Raw genomic sequence first — 17,447 nt, 5'->3', positions numbered from 1 at the left:
AGTTTTGGCTGCTCCGCCGATCCCGGCATCGGCGAAATCACCAGTCCGGACGTGAAATGCCGAGATCAGTCGTGTTTCGACCCTCTGACCAGGGGTAGCAGGGCAGGCGCCGGCCCGCCCACGTGCCATGGAGAGGTTCATTCAGTGGATTCCAGCAAGCCCGCCGAGGCGGCCAAGAACGCCGTGAAGAACGCCTCAGGAAAGATCGCCGACGCTCTCAGCCCGGATGTCCCCGGTGCGCCGGGGAGCGCGCCACCGACCGTCGAGGAGCCGACGACGCCGCACGACCCGCTGCCGCCGAAGCCGGAACAGGGGGCGCCGCAGACGCGCACGCCGACCGGCGCCGAGACCGGCGCGCCGACGACCGCGAACGGTCAGCAGGGGGCCTACCTCACGACCGCGAACGGGGCTCGGCTGCGCGACACCGACCACTCGCTCAAGGCCGGCCCCCGCGGCCCGGTGCTCCTCCAGGACCACCACCTACGCGAGAAGATCACGCACTTCGACCACGAGCGCATTCCGGAGCGTGTGGTGCACGCCCGCGGCGCCGGCGCGCACGGGGTGTTCACGGCGTACGGCGCCGCCGAGGCGGTCACCCGTGCCGGCTTCCTCAAGAAGGGCCGGGAGACCGACGTCTTCGTCAGGTTCTCCACTGTGCTCGGTTCGCGGGGTTCGGCGGACACGGTCCGCGACACCCGTGGCTTCGCCACGAAGTTCTACACCGACGAGGGCACCTTCGACCTGGTCGGCAACAACATGCCGGTCTTCTTCATCCAGGACGCGATCAAGTTCCCGGACATCATCCACGCCGGCAAGCCGCACCCCGACCGGGAGATCCCGCAGGCGCAGAGCGCCCACGACACCTTCTGGGACTTCGTGTCGCTGCACACCGAGGCGCAGCACCACACCATGTGGAACATGTCCGACCGGGGCATTCCGCGTTCGTACCGGACGATGGAGGGCTTCGGCGTGCACACCTTCCGCCTCGTCAACGAGGCCGGGGAGACGGTGCTGGCCAAGTTCCACTGGAAGCCGAAGCTGGGCGTGCACTCGCTGACCTGGGAGGAGGCCCAGCTGCTCGGCGGCATCGACCCGGACTTCCACCGACGCGACCTCTACGACGCCATCGAGGCCGGCGCGTATCCCGAGTGGGAGCTGGGCATCCAGGTCTTCCCGGACACTCCCGAGGAGACCTTCGCCGACATCGACCTGCTCGACCCGACGAAGATCGTGCCGGAGGAACTGGCCGAGGTGCAGCCCATTGGGCGGCTGGTGCTCAACCGGACGCCGACGAACTTCTTCGCCGAGACCGAACAGGTCGCCTTCCACCTCGGTCACCTGCCTCCGGGCATCGACGTCACCAACGACCCGCTGTTGCAGGGCCGGCTCTTCTCGTACCTCGACACGCAGCTCACCCGGCTGGGCGGGCCGAACTTCACGCAGATCCCGATCAACCGCCCGCACGCCGCCGTGAACGACATGCTGCGCGACGGCTTCCACCAGCACGCCGTGCACGCCGGCGTCGCACCGTACCGGCCGAACTCGCTCGACGGCGGCAACCCGTTCCCCGCCGGGGACGCCGAGCACGCCTTCGTCGACGTGCCGGTCACCGTCGCGCAGGCACCGAAGGTACGCGCGAATCCGGCCTCGTTCGACGACCACTACAGCCAGGTCCGCCTGTTCTGGCTGAGCATGTCGCCGGTCGAGAAGGAACACATCATCCGGGCGTACACCTTCGAGCTGGGCAAGTGCTACCACCAGGCGATCAAGGAACGCCAGCTGCAGAGCCTCGCCAACATCGACGCGGTGCTGTGCGAGCAGGTAGCCACCGGCCTGGGCCTGCCCGCACCCCAGCCGACCGTCGTCCTGCCCGACGTCACGCCCAGCCCGGCGCTGTCGCAGGTCGGTCGGGAGTGGCCGAGTGACGGCCGGACCGTCGGAATCGTCGTCGACCCCGCCGGCGACCTGGACAGCGTCGACGAGGTCCGCCGGGCGGTGTTCAGCGCCGGCATGGTGCCGCTGCTGATCGCCCCGCACGGCGGCATGGTGGGCGACCTGCCGGTGCAGCGCACCTTCGCCACCGGCCGGTCGGTCGAGTTCGACGCGGTCCTGCTGGCCGGAGCGCCGACACCCGCACCGGATGCCCTGCCCGCCCGCGACGCCAAGGCGGGCAGGCCCGCCCCGGCCACAGTGGACCCCCGCGTGCTGCTGCTCGTGGAGGAGTGCTGGCGGCACGCCAAGGCGATCGGCGCCTGGGGTGCCGGCGTCACAGTGCTGGAGCAGGCCGGCGTCGCCGGCACCCCGGGCGTCGTGGCGGCAGGCTCGGGCGCCGAGGCGCTGACCGCGGTGCAGCAGTTGATGGCCGCGCACCGGGTCTGGGAGCGGTTCCCCGCAGCGGTCGCCTGACCCCACCACCGACGAGGGCCGTCCTCCGCAGCACCGGGAGGACGGCCCTCGTCGCTCGGCGAGGCGGAATCAGCCGATGTCGGCCAACCGGGGCAGCACCTCGTCGCCGAGCCGCCGGGCGAACTCGACCGGGTCCCGATCCGGCGTCACCTGCACCTCGCTCACCCCGAGCGCCGCGTACGCGGACACCTCGGCGAGGAACGCGTCAGTGTCGTCCAGCGGCGCCTGGGAGGCGACCACCGTCTTCTCGATGGTGTCGTAGTCGCGGCCCTCGGCGGCGCAGTGCCCGCGCAACACGTCCAGCTTGCGGGCGATGTCGTCGATGCCACCGCGCCCGAACAGGTTGCAGGCGTCGGCGTACCGGGCCACCAGCAGCAGTGTCTTCTTCTCGCCGCCACCACCGATCATGATGGGCGGACGCGGACGGCTCAACGGCTGCGGCGAGTTGATGGTCTCGGCGAGCTGGTAGTGCTTCCCGTTGAACGGGCCGTCGTCGGCACTCCACATCTGAAGGCAGACGCGCAGCGTCTCCTCCAACCGCTCGAACCGCTCGGCCACCGGGACGACCGGCACACCCAGCCCGAGCTGCTCCCGCTCGTACCAGGAGGCGCCGATGCCGAGGCGGGCCCGGCCGCCGGAGAGCACGTCGAGGGTCGTCACGGTCTTGGCGAGCAACCCCGGGTAGCGGTACATCACGCCGGTGACCAGTACGCCCAGTGTCATCCGCTGGGTCATGGCCGCGACGTAGCCCAGCGTGGTGTACGCCTCCAGCATCGGCTCCTCGGCCGCGAACACCGCGTCCATCTGGAAGAAGTGGTCCATCACCGTGAACGACGCGACCCCGGCCTGCTCCGCGACTGTCGCCGCCTGCGCCAGGGTCGGCGCGATCGCCGCCGGGTCGGCCGGGATCGAGTAGTTCCAGTAGTGCAGTCCGAGCTTCATGTTCGGCACCTCCGCAACGAGCCTAGTGCCGTCCGACGTCCGCCGGGGGCGGCTCGGGACCGCCCTCGAATCGGGTCCTGCGCCGTCCATTACCGGATCATGACAATTCGTGGATCACGTGCGGATATCCGGCTGGCAGCTTTCGGTGCGTGATCCCACAGCCCACCAGGTCCCGGCCCGCCGAACTGGAGCCCGACGCGACGCGCGTCCGGTCTCGCCACCGCCAACGGACCGGACCCGCCAGTGTCTCCGCGCCCGTCGCCGCCGGATCACACCGGGCGCAGTGGGCGGACGCGGCGAAGGGCGTCTGCATCGTCCTCGTCGTCCTGTGGCACGTCGTCGTGAAGGACTACCTCCAGATCGACTGGCACGTCGGCGTACCGGTGCCGGGCTTCTGGGGAACGCTGGGTGAGCAGTTCCTGCCACTGCGGATGCCGCTGTTCTTCACCATCTCGGGCGTCTTCGCGGCGAACGCCGCCCAGCGGCCGTGGCGGGTCGTCGCCCGCAGCCGGATCGCCGGTTTTCTCTACCTGTACGCCGTCTGGCTGCTGATCCACACCGTGATCCTCGCCGCCGCGCCGGAACTGCCGACCGACCGCGCCACTTCGGCGCTCGGCCTGCTGGAGCAGCTCACCGTCACGCCGTCCAACCTCTGGTACCTGTACGCCCTGGCGCTGTACTTCACGATCGCCAAGGTGACCCGCCGGGTGCCCCGGGCGCTGGTCCTGGTGCCCGCCGCCGCGTTGTCCGCCGTCGCCGCCGCCGGCCTGCTCGACACCCCGGGCAACCGCGCCGGCCTCTACCAGAACCTGGTCTTCTTCCTCGCCGGGCTGTACCTGCGGCCGCAGATCCAGCAGTGGGCCGCCACCGCCAACCGCCGCCGGCTGGTGCTGACCTCGGGTGGCTACGTCCTGACGCTCGCCGCGATGGCGGTGACCGGCGCCCAGCAGTGGTTCGGAGTATGGCCGGCGGTCTCGGTGGTGGCAGTGATCTTCGGCATAACCGCCGCTGCCCGGCTGTCGCGATGGTCGGTGCTCAGCGAACCGCTGGCTAGGCTCGGCCGCATCACCCTGCCGATCTACGTCATCCACATGCCGGTCCTGGCCCTGCTGCACCGGCTGTTGCTCGTACCGGTTTCCGGGCTGGGTGGGTCCGCTCAGGGCCTGATCGTGCTCGGTTATCCGATTCTGCTGAGCGGGTTGGTGATCGGTCTGAGCCTGGCCGTTCACCGCGGGCTGCTGGCGGTTCGCGCGGGCTGGCTGTTCGCGCTGCCCGGCAGGCGCACGGTGGGGGCGGCCGGATGAGCGCCCTCGCCGAAGCCCTGGTCGACCTCGACGCGATCGCCAGCAACGTACGGACGATCGCGTCGGTCGCCGGCACCGGACTGATGGCGGTGGTGAAGGCCGACGGGTTCGGCCACGGGGCGGTGCAGGTGGCCCGGGCCGCGCTGCGCGCCGGCGCCTCCTGGCTGGGAGTGACCTCGACGGCCGAGGCGCTGACCCTGCGCGAGGCGGGTGTGACAGCGCCCACGTTGAGCTGGCTGCACGGTCCGGATGACGACTTCGGTATGTTGATCAAGAGTGGCGTCGACGTCGGCGTGTCCACGACGACGCACCTGCACGCCGTCGCCGACGCGGCCTGCCTGCTCGGCGCACCCGCGATGGTGCAGCTCAAGGCGGACACCGGGTTGTCCCGCAACGGGGCCGCCGGGGACGACTGGCCCGAGTTGGTCGGTTGGGCCCGCAAGTACGAACGAGAGGGCGGGATCCGGGTGCGCGGGGTGTGGTCCCATCTCGCCGACGCCGACCTGCCGGGCGCCCCGGCGCTCACCCGTCAGGTGGCGATCTTCGAGGAGGCGCTGCGGACCGCCCGGTCGGCCGGCCTGGACCCTGATCTCGTCCACCTGGCCAACTCGGCCGCCGCGCTCTCCGCACCGCGGACCCGATTCGACCTCTGCCGGATCGGGATCGCCCTCTACGGCGTGGACCCGTTCGGCGTGAGCGGTCCGGGTGAGTTCGGGCTGCACCCCGCGATGACTCTGCGGACGAGCGTGGTCAACGTCAAGCGGGTACCGGCCGGCACGGGCGTCTCCTACGGACCCGACCATGTGACCGGCACGCCGACCACGCTGGCGCTGCTGCCGCTCGGCTACGCCGACGGGCTGCCCCGTGCCGCGGGTGGCAGCGCCTCGGTGTGGCTCGCCGGCCGGCGGTGCCCGATCGTCGGGCGCATCGCCATGGACCAGTGCGTGGTCGACGCCGGGGATCTTCCCGTGACGATCGGCGACCCGGTCGTGGTGTTCGGCCCGGCCGAGGGCGACCAGCACCCGCCGACGGTCGTCGAGTGGGCCCGCTGGGCCGACACCAACCCACACGAGATCTTGACCGGCATCGGGGCCCGGGTGGCTCGCGAGCACCTCCACGGAAGGGCACGGAACTCATGACAACCCGACTGGCAGTGCTGTACGGCGGGCAGAGCGGCGAGCACGACGTGTCCTGCCGTTCGGCGGCGAGCATCCTCGCCCACCTGGACCGTGAGCGGTACCAGGTCACCGAGGTGCTCATCGACCGCGACGGCGGTTGGCACGTCGGCGGTCGACCCACGCCCCTGCCCGCGGCGTTGCGTGTCCTGCGCGCCCAGGACGTGGTGTTCCCGGCCCTGCACGGCCCGTACGGCGAGGACGGCACCGTGTCGTCGCTGCTGGAGTGGCTCGGCGTGCCGTACGTCGGCAACGGCGTCTTCGCGAGCGCCGCCGGCATGGACAAGGGGGTCACCAAGCGGCTCCTCGCGGCGGAGGGTCTGCGGGTCAGCCCGGGGGTGACACTGCGTGCCGGCGAGGCCCTGTCGGCCGAGGACCAGCGTCGGCTGGAGCTGCCGGTCTTTGTCAAGCCGGCCCGTGCCGGGTCGAGCCTGGGCGTCGCCAGGGTGGACGACTGGGCGGGGGTTCCCGCCGCGCTGGAGCAGGCCCGCCAGGTCGACCCGAAGGTGCTTGTCGAGCAGGGGGCGCGGGGACGCGAGATCGACGTGGCCGTCCTCCAGCACCCGGACGGTCGGGTGCAGGCCGGGCCGCCGCTGGAGATCCGGGTGACCGGCGCCGGCTTCTTCGACTACGACGCGAAGTACGACGGCGGGGCGACCTTCCAGATTCCCGCCCCGCTCGACGCGGCGACCACCGAGGTGCTTCAGGACCGGGCGATTCGCGCCTTCCAGGCCCTCGACTGCCGTGGGCTGCTGCGGGTCGACTTCTTCCTGCCCACCGAGGGGTCACCCGAGCCCATCGTGAACGAGGTCAACACGTTCCCCGGTTTCACCGCCGCGTCCCAGTTCCCGCAGATCTGGCAGCAGGCCGGCATCGGCTTCGCCGCCCTGATCGACATCCTGATCGCCGGCGCGCTGGCCGACCAGGACCACGGCCACCACAGCGGGTTGCCCCGGCCGCAACGCGCGGTCGACCACCTGGTGTGAGTCGGCGCCCGGTCACCTGATCGGGCACGCCCGAGGCCCTCGGTCGCCGTCCGACCCGACGACGGTGACGGTGGTGTTGGTGGTCGCCGCGCTGACCTGCGCCGCGGCGGCGACCGTCGTGCAGATGATCTGGTCGACCGCCTGCTCTGACAACGCTCGCGCGGCGATGTCCGCCCGCACCGTGAGGTCACCGGTCCGACCGGTTCCCGCCGTCACCGTGACCGGGTCCAGGCCCGCCGGAACGTCGCTGGTGAAACCCTGGGCACGTTCGTTCGCCTGGGGACCGGCCGCGAGCAGCGATAGCGCGGCGGCGGGCGACGGGGCCGTGTTGACCGGGCGGAGGACCAGCACCAGTTCGCCCCGCGCGAGCAGGTAGAGCCAGGCACCCTGGGCGGAGCCGCTGACCGGCGGGCGACCGGTGATGACAGTGCTGGGTCGTACCCCGCAGCCCGCCGCGACCAGCGTCAGAAGCAGTCCGCCGGCGAGCAGCGCGCGGCCCGTCCGTCGGCCGGTCACCCGGCACCTCCGGTGTCGGCCGTTTCGCGGGGCAGGCGGAGGGTGAACACCGCGCCGCCGTGGGTGCCGTTGCCTGCGACGAGACTCCCCCGTCGCTCCCCGTGGCGGTGCAGGCGCGCGTTCTCCCAGGAGATGGCGAGACCGAGGCCGCTGCCCTCGGAGCGGGTTCGCGCGGTGTCGGCCTTGTAGAGGCGGTCGAAGACGTGTGGCAGCACCTCCGGGTCCAGTCCGGGCCCCCGGTCGGCCACCTCGATGGTGACCCAGTCCGGGTCGGCGCCGAGTCGCACCGACACCGGCTCGGCACCGTGCCGGAAGGCGTTGCCGACCAGATTGGCGACGATGACGTCCAGTCGGCGGGGGTCCAGTCGGGCCACGATGCCGGGTGGCAACTCCGTTCGTACCCGGTCCAGCCAGCCGCGGATCCGCAGGGTCGCGGTGACCGCCGCGGCCACGTCCACGTCGTCCAGGGCGAGCCGCGCGGTGCCGGAGTCGAACCTGCTGATCTCGATGAGGTCGTTGACCAGTTGGGTGAGGTTCTGCGTTTCCTGGCTGACCAGCCGGGCGGCCCGGCCCGCGTCCCCGGGAAGGTGTTCCGCCTCCTCGTCGAGCACGTCGGTGACCGCCGTCATCGCGGCCAGCGGCGTCCGGAGTTCGTGCGAGACGTCGGCCACGAAGCGGCGGGCGTCGGATTCCAACCGCCGCAGCTCGCCGACCTGCCGCTCCAGCGTGCCGGCGGTGTCGTTGAAGGTCCGTGCCACATCCGCCAGTTCGTCGGCGCCCCGGACCGTCAACCGGGTGCTCAGGTCGCCCTCACCGAGGCGGCGCGCCGCTCGGCTGAGGTCGCGGACGGGTCGCAGGACTCCACGGGCGGACAGCAGGGCCAGCAGGACGGCGAGGACCAGGGACAACCCGCCGGTCAGCCATGCCCCGCTGGCGAGCTGGTCGATGCTCTGCTGCTCGGGCACGAGATTGCGCACCGAGTAGACCTCCAGCCCGGACGGGCGGGACGTGCCGTCCGAGCGGTCGAGTGCCAGCTGGGTACCGATGAGCAGCGCGGGCTCTCCGTCGAGTGAGACCCGCTGCCAGGCGATGCGACCGTCATGGACCTTCTGCCGCAGCTCGGGGGTGAGCGGGTCGGCGAGGTCGGGGCCGCCCTGCGCCCGCATGTCCCGGTAGACGACCACCGCGAAGCTCTCCCGGTCGCTGAGGCGCTGGGCCAACTGTTCGAGGTCGTCCTGGGTCGGCGGCAGCTGGACGATCGGGTAGACCTTGGTGATCTGGTCGGTCAGCGACATCACTGCGGCGTCCTGCGCCTGCTGCAGGATGACGGTCCGAGCCTGGAAGTAGCTGCCACCGGCCACCGCCACCGTCGTGGTCACGCCCAGCAGCGCGAACGCCAGGAGGAGCCGGACCCGTAGACCCGAGACCCATGCGCCGGCCCGGCGCCACAGCGTCACAGCGGCCCGAACCGGTATCCGAAACCACGCACCGTCTGGATGAAGACCGGCGCCGACGAGTCGGCCTCGATCTTGGCGCGTACCCGCTGGACGCACGCGTCCACGAGTCGCGAGTCGCCGAGATACCCGTGCTCCCAGACGGCCTCCAGCAGCTGCTGGCGGCTGAGCACCTGGCCCGGCGTGTGCGAGAGTTCGAGCAGCAGCCGCAGCTCCGTCGGCGCGAGGCTGACCGGCGTTCCGTCCTTGCTGACCACCAGCGCGGCCCGGTCGATGGTCAACTCACCGTGCTGTTCCGGGCCGGTCCGGTCGCCGCCACGCCGCGAGTCGCCACCGGTCCGTCGCAGCACCGCGCGGATGCGCGCCTCCAGCACCCGGGCCTGCACGGGCTTGACCACGTAGTCGTCGGCGCCGGCCTCCAGGCCCGCGACCACGTCCATGTCGTCGTTGCGGGCGGTGAGCATGATGATCGGCAGGTCGCCGAGCTGCCGGATCCGGCGGCAGACCTCGAACCCGTCCATCCCGGGCAGCATGAGATCGAGGACCACGACGTCGGACGAGGTCGTGCGCAGCCGCTCCAACCCCTGCTCACCGGTGCCCACCGCGTGCACGGTGTGGCCCTGTCGGGTGAGCGCCAACTGCAGTCCGTCGCGCACCGTCTGGTGGTCTTCGATCAACAGCACCTGGGACATGTCGGTAAGTATCCCATCATGAGATCTTTCGGGTTTCGGTCGTCGACGATGGCTGCGGAGGGCTCCGCGGAGAGAGCGGCACCGCGAAACCCGTCGAACGCACCAGGAACACCACCGCCCCCACCAGCGCCATCGTCGACGCGGCCGCGACCACGATGGCGATCAACAAGCCACGCTGCACCGAGGCGGCCAGACCGGGCACGACCACCAGCAGCGCCCAGACCAACACGACCAGCCCGACTGCCGCCTCGGCCACCCTGCGCCAGAGGCTGCCACCGTCCGAACCGCCTGTCGTGTCGCGGTCGCCGGACCAGGTCGCCAACGCTGCCGAGGCCAGGCAGAACACTGTCACCCCCAGCAGTACGCCACCGAGCACATCGCTGAACCGGTGCCAGCCCGCGATCATCGTGGCGGCGGCGATCACCGAGACCCCGGCCGCGCCCGGCGCCGCCAGCCAGCGCCGGGCCCACCCGGGCAGAACCAGCATGAACGCCAGCAGCAGGGCGGTCGCCGCCGCGACATGGCCGCTGGGAAAGCTGTTGTGGGTGGTGGAGCTCAGGACCTCCAGATCCGGGCGGGGCAGCTCCGATTTCACCGCGCCGGCCAGCTGCACCGCGCAGACGACTATGCCCACACCGACGACACCCGCCACCAGCCGCCGGCGGAGCACACCCACCAGCAGCACCACACCGAGCAGTGCCGCGATGAGGGTCGGGCTGCCGAAGGTGGCCAGCACGGTCTTGGCCGGGCCCACCAGCACGGTCTGCTGCTCGTAGCCTCCGCCCCGCTCGGCGCGCGGCAGGAGAACCCCGTCCAGCCACTGCCCGGGGTACGTCCGCACGAAGACGGCGGCGGTGAGGGTCAGGGCAACCAGACCGGACAGCGCCGCCGCGAGCAGCCGAAGCCCCAGAGGCACCGCGGCGCGGGCGTGGGGCAGCGGTCGCGCCGGACCGGGCGTCGACCGCCCGACGGAGTACAACGATCCGATGGACATGGCGACCATGCTTGCTTCGGCAGGTCCGTACCCCGTCCTCGAATTGTCTTGGTTCTGTCACAACCACCCCCACCGCTTCCGGAAAGCGGATCGTCGGCGGTGCGGCCGGGCGGGCCTGGACGGCTCGATGGGATTCACATGCTTACATGCAACTATGTTTTACCCAGCCGAGATCAGCCACCACTAGGGTCAGGGCGCCGATCGATGTTTCGGTCGGCGGTGCGAAAAATCCATCCGGAGTGAGTTGGGGAACCGGAAGGTGTTGGCAAATGCAGGGAACTCCAGCGGCCAGCCTGGTCATCGGCATCGCATCCTCGCCGGCCGAGCGGCGACATCTGGCCCGGCTGCTCGGCGGCAGTGACGCCTTCCTTATCGTCTCGACAGTCGACCAGGCACGAGACTTCCTCGGGGTGGTCGAGGCGCCTGCCGCCCCGGCTCCCCCGACCACCGCGGCGCTCGCCGAGGTGACGCCGAGCCCACAGCCACCGCCACCGGATCTGGCCGTCGACTCCGACCGCCGGGTGTTGCGCTGGCGCGACCAGGAGATCGACCTGACCCGGCTGGAGCACGACGTCCTGCTCTGCCTGGTGCACGCGCCCGGTCAGGTCTGGACCTACGAGCGCCTGCACCTCGAGGTCTGGGGCAACCGGCACCTCGGCCGGGGCTCCGACATCCACTCGGTGGTCCGCCGGGTGCGCGGCAAGCTCGCCAGTCTCAACGCCGCGGCGACGATCCACTCGGTACGCGGCGTCGGCTTCCGGCTCGCGCCCGTCTGATCACCCCGGGCGCGGTCCGGCCCGCCTGGTCGGGGACCAGGCGGGCCGGACTTCTTCGGCTAGTGCTCAGGCGTCAGCACCTGATGGGCGCCAACCCGAAGTTCTCCACCGTCGGGGTGGCGGTGTCGATCCTGGTCTGACGGGTCTGCGGCTTCCAGCCGTCCTTGGCCACGATCATCGTGAGCGGGTTGTTGCGGCGGTCCACCCAGTAGGCGTACTTGCCCGCGGCGTCGGTGGCGAAGGTGTACGACGCCGCCCACGAGTCGACCTGCACGACCGCGCCGGTGAGCGGCGAGGTCGCACCCTGGCAGCTGGTGCCGGTGACCGTACCCATGAGCTTGCCCCAGGTCTTCGGGGGGTTCGCGGTCATGGTCACCGCGACCGGTGCCACCGAGTACGGGGTGTTCTCGGAGATCGCGACCGCGCCGGAGTAGGTGCCCGGCTGGTCCACGTTCGCCGTCAGACCGACGGTGACGGTGACCTTCGCACCCGGTGCGAGGGTGACCGCCGACTTGTCGATGGTCATCCAGCTGACGTCGGCCGCCGACTCGGAGCATCCCTCGAAGCCCGGGAGCACCTCGCTGTCCGGGGCCGCGTTGAAGCTGCCGGACGAGCCGCCGATCTTGTAGAAGCCGCACGCCGCGCCGCCGCGGTACCGCGCGGTGTTCGAGTTGGGCAGGTTGGACCACGAACCGGCGGCCGGGTCGAAGGCGAAGCCGGCGTTGCTGATGGCCCCGCCCTGCGAGCCGCCGACGACGAGGAGCTTGCCGCTGGCGACGGCGTACGAGCTGGCCCAGTTGTCGGCCGGCGCGTCGGCGACGGCGGTCCAGGTGTTGGCACCCGGGTCGAAGGCGTAGCTGGATTTCTGCGCTGCGGATCCGTCGTTGCCGCCGGTGCAGTAGAGGACGCCGTCGATCCCGCCGCAGGAGGCGAAGGCCACCGACTTCGGGTAGTTGGCCATCGTCTCCCACGTGTCACCGGTCGGGTCGTACCGGACGACGCTGTTCGACATTGGCAGACAGGCCGCCGTCGTGCAGCCACCGACCGCGTACAGCTTGCCGTCGACGACGGCCTGACCGGCTGCGGCCCGCGGTGCCGGGTTGTCGGCCAGTTCCGTCCAGGTGTTGGCCCCCGGGTCGTACGACCAGGTCGCGGAGTCCGGGCCGGAGTCGCCCCAGCCACCGCTGACGATGATCTTGCCGTTCACCACGCCCGCGGTCACCGCGTTACGCGCGCCGGGAAGGTCGGCGATCGCCGTCCAGGTCTGCGCGGCCGGGTCGTAGGCGTAGTTCTTGGTGGTGGAGGCCTCACCGTCGCCACCACCGATCGAATACACCTTGCCGTCCAGGTTCACCACCCGGTTGTCCATGATCGTGGCCGGGTAGTTGGCGATGTCGGTCCACGGCGCCGCCTGCGGGCCGGTCGCCGCGCCAGCCGCCTTGGCCTCCTTGCCGGACGCCTTGGCGGCGAACGACGTCGGTACGGTGAGCCGCTGCTCCGGCGCGCCGCTGGACCCGAGCACCTGCTGCCGGGTGACAGTGGAGCCGTCCGCCCGCAGGAGTTCGAACCCGTTGTCCCGCTCACCGAACTTGACCTCGACCGGCGCGCCGCCGGTGTTCGTCACAGTGAACGACTTGCTGGTCTTGCCGTTGGGCATCTGGAGCGTGGCGCTCAACTGCGTCGGCGTCACCGCCAGTCGACCGGCCGCGAGCTGGAAGTTCGCGGTGGTCGCCCAGTCGGCCTCGACGTCGACCTGCTTGGTCTGGCTGACGTAGTTGCCGGCGGTCGCCGTGAACGGGTGCTCGCCGGTGAGCGACGAGTAGATCCAGTAGAAGCCGTCGGCCAGCCCCGGGTCGTCCGGGGTCGCCACGGTGACGGCCTTCTCGGCGGGCCGGTCCTTGCTGGTGACGGTCGCGCCGTTGACGTAGCTGTCGTCGTTCTTGTCGCGGACGTTGCCGACGACCAGACCGCCGTCGACCGGCACGCAGAGGACCTGGCTGCCGATCAGGACGTTGTCGACCTCCCACCACCACTCGTACGAGGCGTCGTAGTAGTGGAACCGCACCTGCACCTGCGCCTTACCGGCCGCCTGCGGGATCGGGATCTCGGTCAGCTTCGGCCCCCGGACGTCCGTCTCCTGCCGGAGCACGTTGGTCCAGGTGGCACCGCCGTCGATGCTCAGGTCCACGTCGGCGGTGTCGTCGTTGAGCTGGTTGAAGTCCTGGTTGAACCGGATGACCGGGGCCGTGACGCTGGTCAGGTCGACCACCGGGCTGACCAGCGAGGTGTCCTGGGTCGTGCCGGCCCCGTACGCGTCGCTGTCGATCATCGCGAAGTTGCCGCTGCCGCCGGTCAGGTTGCCCCGGTCGCCGTCGTCGGTGAACTTCCAGACCTGACCGCTGCCCGCGTTGTCGACGACGGTCCAGCCGGCCGGCGTGGTCGTGGCGTCGAAGGTCTCGTACTCACCGTCGGAGCCGTTCGTGTACCCGGGGGCGGTGGTGCAGGCGTTGCTGTCCACCGGCACGGCGACGTTGGCGGTGACGTTGCCCGAGCCGACCACGACCTGCTTGGTGACGGTCTGGTAGCCCGGGTACTGCGGCTCGTACTTCAGGGTGTACGTCTGCCCGGCCGGCAGCTTGATGCTGTAGCGGCCGTTCGACGGGGTGGTGTGGTCGTAGACGCCGGACACCCCCGTCACGGTCACCTTGGCGTACAACGGCCAGCCGTGGCCGGATCCGTCGGTGACCGCTCCGGTGACGTTGACGCTCGGCACCGCCGTGAGGGCGACGTTGAGCGTCGTGGTCGCGCCCTTGGCGACCGTCGCCGTCTTGGTGGTGCTGCCGTACCCGAACGCCGCGACGGCGACCTGGTAGTCGCCGGCCGGAAGCTGGGTGGAGAACTTGCCGTCGGCACCGGTGGTCAGCTCACGCTCGGACGCGCCGGTGAGCGTCAGCGTCGCCCCGGCGATCGGGGCGCCGGAGGTCGCGTCGGTGACCGTGCCGGCCAGCGTGCCGATGTCGCCGGTCGGGGCGGCGTTGAGCAGGGCGAGGGCGTCCAGTCGGCCTTCGCCGTAGACGTTGTTGTCGGCGGCGGTGCCGCCACACTGGTCGTCGGCCTTGTCGATCGCGGCGCCGTTGAGCAGCGCGCGGGTCGCGTTGACGTCGCCGACCAGCGACGGCGCCGCCGAGTACAGCAGCGCGATCGCGCCCGCGAGGTGCGGTGCGGCCATCGAGGTGCCGCTGATGGTGCCGTAGGCGCTGCCCGGGATGCTCGACCGGACGTTCACGCCCGGAGCGGAGATGTTGGGCTTGATCTCGCCGTTCTGACCGACGCCGCGGGCGGAGAAGCCGGCGACGTTGTTGTTGACGTCGTACGCGCCGGTCGAGTAGTTGCTGGCGAGGCTGCCCGGCGAGCCACTGGTCTCGCAGGCCGGCCCGCTGTTGCCGTTGGACCAGGTGCCGAAGATCCCGGAAGCGGTCCAGGCGTCCGTCACGTCCTCCATGAACGGCTCGTTGGACGGGTCCCGGGTGCCCCACGAGTTGTTGATGATGTTCGGGCGCTTGCTCGCGTCCGCGTTCTGACCGTTGAGGTCCAGCGGTTCGAGCATCCACTGACCAGAATTGATCAGAGCGGCGTCACTGGGGCAGCAACCGTTCGCCGCGATCCACTTGACCCCGGGGGCGACACCGATCTGGTTCGCGCCGTCGGAGCCGGCCATGGTGCCCATGGTGTGCGTACCGTGGCCGTCGCCGTCACAGGGGGCGGTGGCGCAGGCCCCGGTCGCGTTGGCGGCGTTGAACCAGTTGTAGTTGTGGTCGAACGTCCCGTCGCCGTTGTTGCCGCGGTAGGAGTTCACCAGCGCCGGGTGGTTGAACTGCACACCGGTGTCGATGTTCGCGATGGTGATGCCCTCGCCCTTGACGCCGTACTGGGACCAGACGTCGTCGGCGTTGATGTTGGCGATGCCCCACTCCAGGGCGTTCACCGTCTTCTCGTCGGTGCCCTTGGTCGTCTCCGGCACCTTGTACGAGACCGGGGCGTAGAGGCCCTCGACCTCCGAGTACCCGGCGAACTTCTGGGCCATCGCCAGCGAGCCGCTGTTCACCTTGATGGCGTTGGTGGCCCAGAAGGTCTGGTATTTGGTGCCCGAGCTGTCGAGGTCGGCCCGGATCTTGCCCTGGCTCGCGGCGGCCGTCTTGCGCAGCGCGTCCGCCACCGCCGTGCCACGCTTCGACCAGTCCTTGATGGCGCTGGCCTTGCTCAGGTCGGCCCGGTCCTTGAACCGGATCCAGAAGTCCCCTTCACTCTTGGCCTGGAGCTGCTTGGCGAGCTCCGGTCGGATCTTGTCCCCGGTCTGGGCGCCCGCCCCCATCGCACCGCCCGGCGCGGCCTGCGCGCCCGAGCTGATCGTCGCCAAGCATGTCGCGGCGAGGATCGTCGCCGCGCCGGCGCTCACCAGTGATCTGGCCGCGCGCCGCCATTGTGGACGTCTGAACATCGGTGCTGCCTCCCTCAGAACGACCCAGGGTGTAATGGGCCATGGTGGACCTCCCCCATGCACCGCGCGGGTCACGCCGGTTGCCCGAGTGGACACTATGATCGAGAAGAACGGACGATCAAGAACTTGCCGTGAGCAACTTGTCGCTAAGAGTTGCCCTGGCTGGCGGCGTGCTTGCCAATCATTGTCAGAACCATGACGAGAGCTGGGCAGGGATGCCCATCGATCCCGGGCGGTGCGGTGGCCGAGGACGACGAGGCAACGGTGAACAGGGGCGATCCGGCCGACGAGCCGTTCCCACTGCTCATCGCGGTGACCCCGTCGCCGGCCGAGCGCATCCGGCTCGCGGAGCTTCTCGACGGCATCGCACCGCTGCTGCTGGTCGCCGACCTCGACGAGCTGCGCCGGCTGATCGCCGCCCCGCAGCAGGCAGCCGCCCCGTCCGAACCGACGCCGGCCGCCGCCCTGGTGATCGACTCGGCCCGCTCAAGCGCCCGCTGCGGTGACCGTGAGATCGACCTCACCCGCCTGGAACACGACCTGCTGACCTGCCTGATCACCGAGCCGGCCCGGGTCTGGAGTTACGCCGAGCTGCACCGGTCGGTCTGGGGTGACGAGGGGCGCGAACGCAAGGCGGACGTACAGTCGCTGGTCAAGCGGTTGCGGCGCAAGCTGCACGACCTGGGCACCAAAGCCACCATCGATGTGGTGCGCGGTGTGGGGCTGCGGCTGACCGATCACCAGCAGGCGCGGGTCGAACGGGCCTGACAGCGACATCGCCTGAGCAGAGGGGCAACGGGTCAGATCAGCCCGGCCCGGGCCCACAGCAGACGCCCCGGCCCAGCGACCAGGCCGACGTCCGCCAGGTTGGCGTGCACCCGCGCCGCGGACCAGCGCAGGGTGGCACGCCAGTGCGGGTTGGCGCGGGCAGCGGCCCGGCCGACCGCCGGTGGAATGCCCACGGCCGCGTACACGTCGGGATGGACCAGGCGGTTGGCGATCGTGTGGGCTGCGCGGCCGACCAGCAGTCGGGCGTACGCCATGCCCACCGGACCGGTGGCCGCGACCGCGGCGGCCAGCTCCTCGCGGGCGAACCGGACGTGTCGCGCCTCCTCCACCACATGGATGCGGGACACCATCCGGATGAGCGGCTGGAGTGACTCGTCCGCCATGATCTCGCGCTGGAACGCGTCGAGGATCTCCTCCGCGATGAGGATCGCGGCGTACATCCGAGGGCCGCTGGCGGTGGCCTTGAGAAACCGCCCGAGGTGGTGGTCGACAGTACTCGCGCGGTAGACGGGACAACCCATCGCCTCGATCAGCCGGCCGAACATGATGGAGTGTCGGCACTCGTCGGCGACCTCGGTCAACGCGTACTGGGCCTGCCGGCTGGTCGGGTCGGCGCGGTAGTACTCCCGGATCAGCATCTGCATGAGGATCGTCTCGAACCACAGCCCGGCGCTGGCCGCGCTGGCCACCTCGTGCCTGGTCAGCTCGACGCGCTGCTCCTCGCTGAGCTGGTCCCACAGCGGCGTGCCGTAGAGGCTGCTGCGCTGTGGCGGGAGCCAGTAGGCGCCGGGGGTGTGCGGGGCGTCCCAGTCGATCTCGACGGTGGGGTCGTAGCTGGTCCGCAGTGAGGACGTGAGCAGGCGCTCGGCGACTGCCGCACGCCCGGTTTCCGCCGCCTCCATGGCTCCTCCATAT

Annotated in this window: 13 protein-coding genes; 6 read left to right on the top strand and 7 right to left on the bottom strand. The window is 70.7% G+C overall.

Going from position 1 to position 17,447, the window contains the following annotated elements; genetic code table 11:
• Positions 1–144: 144 nt before the first annotated feature.
• The gene (locus ABZU43_RS12290) at positions 145–2,406 is read left to right on the top strand and encodes a catalase (RefSeq protein ID WP_355006581.1); all 2,262 of its coding nucleotides are present in this window, start codon (positions 145–147) and stop codon (positions 2,404–2,406) included.
• A 69-nt stretch (positions 2,407–2,475) separates the two neighbouring features.
• Here ABZU43_RS12290 and ABZU43_RS12285 read toward each other — a convergent pair whose 3' ends face one another.
• Positions 2,476–3,348, bottom strand: coding sequence for an LLM class F420-dependent oxidoreductase (locus ABZU43_RS12285; RefSeq protein WP_355006580.1), 873 nt, complete (start codon positions 3,346–3,348; stop codon positions 2,476–2,478).
• A gap of 149 nt (positions 3,349–3,497) precedes the next feature.
• Between ABZU43_RS12285 and ABZU43_RS12280 the strand changes: the two genes are divergently transcribed.
• Genes ABZU43_RS12280 through ABZU43_RS12270 form a run of 3 tightly spaced genes read left to right on the top strand, consistent with a single transcriptional unit; the run spans position 3,498 to position 6,813 of the window.
• Positions 3,498–4,652 (top strand): acyltransferase, encoded by a 1,155-nt coding sequence (locus ABZU43_RS12280; RefSeq protein WP_355006579.1) that lies wholly within the window; start codon positions 3,498–3,500, stop codon positions 4,650–4,652.
• A complete protein-coding gene (gene alr, locus ABZU43_RS12275; RefSeq protein ID WP_355006578.1) occupies positions 4,649–5,791 on the top strand; it encodes an alanine racemase in 1,143 nt (380 codons plus the stop codon). The genes ABZU43_RS12280 and alr overlap by 4 nt, the downstream gene beginning before the upstream one ends.
• On the top strand, positions 5,788–6,813 hold the full coding sequence (locus ABZU43_RS12270) for a D-alanine--D-alanine ligase family protein (protein ID WP_355006577.1): 1,026 nt from the start codon (positions 5,788–5,790) through the stop codon (positions 6,811–6,813). The genes alr and ABZU43_RS12270 overlap by 4 nt, the downstream gene beginning before the upstream one ends.
• Before the next feature lie 12 nt (positions 6,814–6,825).
• Here ABZU43_RS12270 and ABZU43_RS12265 read toward each other — a convergent pair whose 3' ends face one another.
• Genes ABZU43_RS12265 through ABZU43_RS12250 form a run of 4 tightly spaced genes read right to left on the bottom strand, consistent with a single transcriptional unit; the run spans position 6,826 to position 10,469 of the window.
• Entirely contained in the window at positions 6,826–7,329 is a 504-nt protein-coding gene (locus tag ABZU43_RS12265; RefSeq protein ID WP_355006576.1) for a hypothetical protein, read from the bottom strand.
• Entirely contained in the window at positions 7,326–8,786 is a 1,461-nt protein-coding gene (locus ABZU43_RS12260) for a HAMP domain-containing sensor histidine kinase (protein WP_355006575.1), read from the bottom strand. The genes ABZU43_RS12265 and ABZU43_RS12260 overlap by 4 nt, the downstream gene beginning before the upstream one ends.
• Complete coding sequence (locus ABZU43_RS12255) at positions 8,783–9,475, bottom strand: response regulator transcription factor (RefSeq protein ID WP_355006574.1); 693 nt, start codon at positions 9,473–9,475, stop codon at positions 8,783–8,785. Before ABZU43_RS12255 ends, ABZU43_RS12260 begins: the two co-directional genes overlap by 4 nt.
• 16 nt (positions 9,476–9,491) lie before the next feature.
• Positions 9,492–10,469, bottom strand: coding sequence for a phosphatase PAP2 family protein (locus tag ABZU43_RS12250; RefSeq protein WP_355006573.1), 978 nt, complete (start codon positions 10,467–10,469; stop codon positions 9,492–9,494).
• A gap of 269 nt (positions 10,470–10,738) precedes the next feature.
• Between ABZU43_RS12250 and ABZU43_RS12245 the strand changes: the two genes are divergently transcribed.
• Positions 10,739–11,245 carry a winged helix-turn-helix domain-containing protein gene (locus ABZU43_RS12245; protein WP_355006572.1) on the top strand — a complete coding sequence of 169 codons (507 nt, stop codon included), beginning with the start codon at positions 10,739–10,741 and terminating at the stop codon, positions 11,243–11,245.
• A gap of 73 nt (positions 11,246–11,318) precedes the next feature.
• On the opposite strand, the gene ABZU43_RS12240 is transcribed toward ABZU43_RS12245, so the two are convergent.
• Positions 11,319–15,743: a S8 family serine peptidase gene (locus tag ABZU43_RS12240; RefSeq protein WP_355006571.1), complete on the bottom strand. Its 4,425-nt coding sequence runs from the start codon at positions 15,741–15,743 to the stop codon at positions 11,319–11,321.
• A 195-nt stretch (positions 15,744–15,938) separates the two neighbouring features.
• Here ABZU43_RS12240 and ABZU43_RS12235 point away from each other — a divergent pair, with 195 nt between their 5' ends.
• Positions 15,939–16,511: a winged helix-turn-helix domain-containing protein gene (locus ABZU43_RS12235; protein WP_355006570.1), complete on the top strand. Its 573-nt coding sequence runs from the start codon at positions 15,939–15,941 to the stop codon at positions 16,509–16,511.
• Between the two features lie 32 nt (positions 16,512–16,543).
• Here the strand turns inward: ABZU43_RS12235 and ABZU43_RS12230 are convergent, their stop codons facing one another.
• Positions 16,544–17,434 (bottom strand): diiron oxygenase, encoded by an 891-nt coding sequence (locus ABZU43_RS12230; protein ID WP_355006569.1) that lies wholly within the window; start codon positions 17,432–17,434, stop codon positions 16,544–16,546.
• Between the last annotated feature and the right edge of the window lie 13 nt (positions 17,435–17,447).

The organism is Micromonospora sp. NPDC005205, assembly GCF_040608275.1.
Lineage (GTDB): Bacteria > Actinomycetota > Actinomycetes > Mycobacteriales > Micromonosporaceae > Micromonospora.
This window is presented reverse-complemented; position numbering and strand designations above follow the sequence as displayed.

What these genes read in the sequence shown, in the direction of transcription:
- ABZU43_RS12285 (WP_355006580.1), bottom strand. Translation starts at nt 3,348, where the DNA reads ATGAAGCTCGGACTGCACTACTGGAACTACTCGATCCCGGCCGACCCG.
- alr (WP_355006578.1), top strand. Translation starts at nt 4,649, where the DNA reads ATGAGCGCCCTCGCCGAAGCCCTGGTCGACCTCGACGCGATCGCCAGC.
- ABZU43_RS12270 (WP_355006577.1), top strand. Translation starts at nt 5,788, where the DNA reads ATGACAACCCGACTGGCAGTGCTGTACGGCGGGCAGAGCGGCGAGCAC.
- ABZU43_RS12255 (WP_355006574.1), bottom strand. Translation starts at nt 9,475, where the DNA reads ATGTCCCAGGTGCTGTTGATCGAAGACCACCAGACGGTGCGCGACGGA.
- ABZU43_RS12250 (WP_355006573.1), bottom strand. Translation starts at nt 10,469, where the DNA reads ATGTCCATCGGATCGTTGTACTCCGTCGGGCGGTCGACGCCCGGTCCG.
- ABZU43_RS12245 (WP_355006572.1), top strand. Translation starts at nt 10,739, where the DNA reads ATGCAGGGAACTCCAGCGGCCAGCCTGGTCATCGGCATCGCATCCTCG.
- ABZU43_RS12240 (WP_355006571.1), bottom strand. Translation starts at nt 15,743, where the DNA reads ATGTTCAGACGTCCACAATGGCGGCGCGCGGCCAGATCACTGGTGAGC.
- ABZU43_RS12235 (WP_355006570.1), top strand. Translation starts at nt 15,939, where the DNA reads ATGACGAGAGCTGGGCAGGGATGCCCATCGATCCCGGGCGGTGCGGTG.
- ABZU43_RS12230 (WP_355006569.1), bottom strand. Translation starts at nt 17,434, where the DNA reads ATGGAGGCGGCGGAAACCGGGCGTGCGGCAGTCGCCGAGCGCCTGCTC.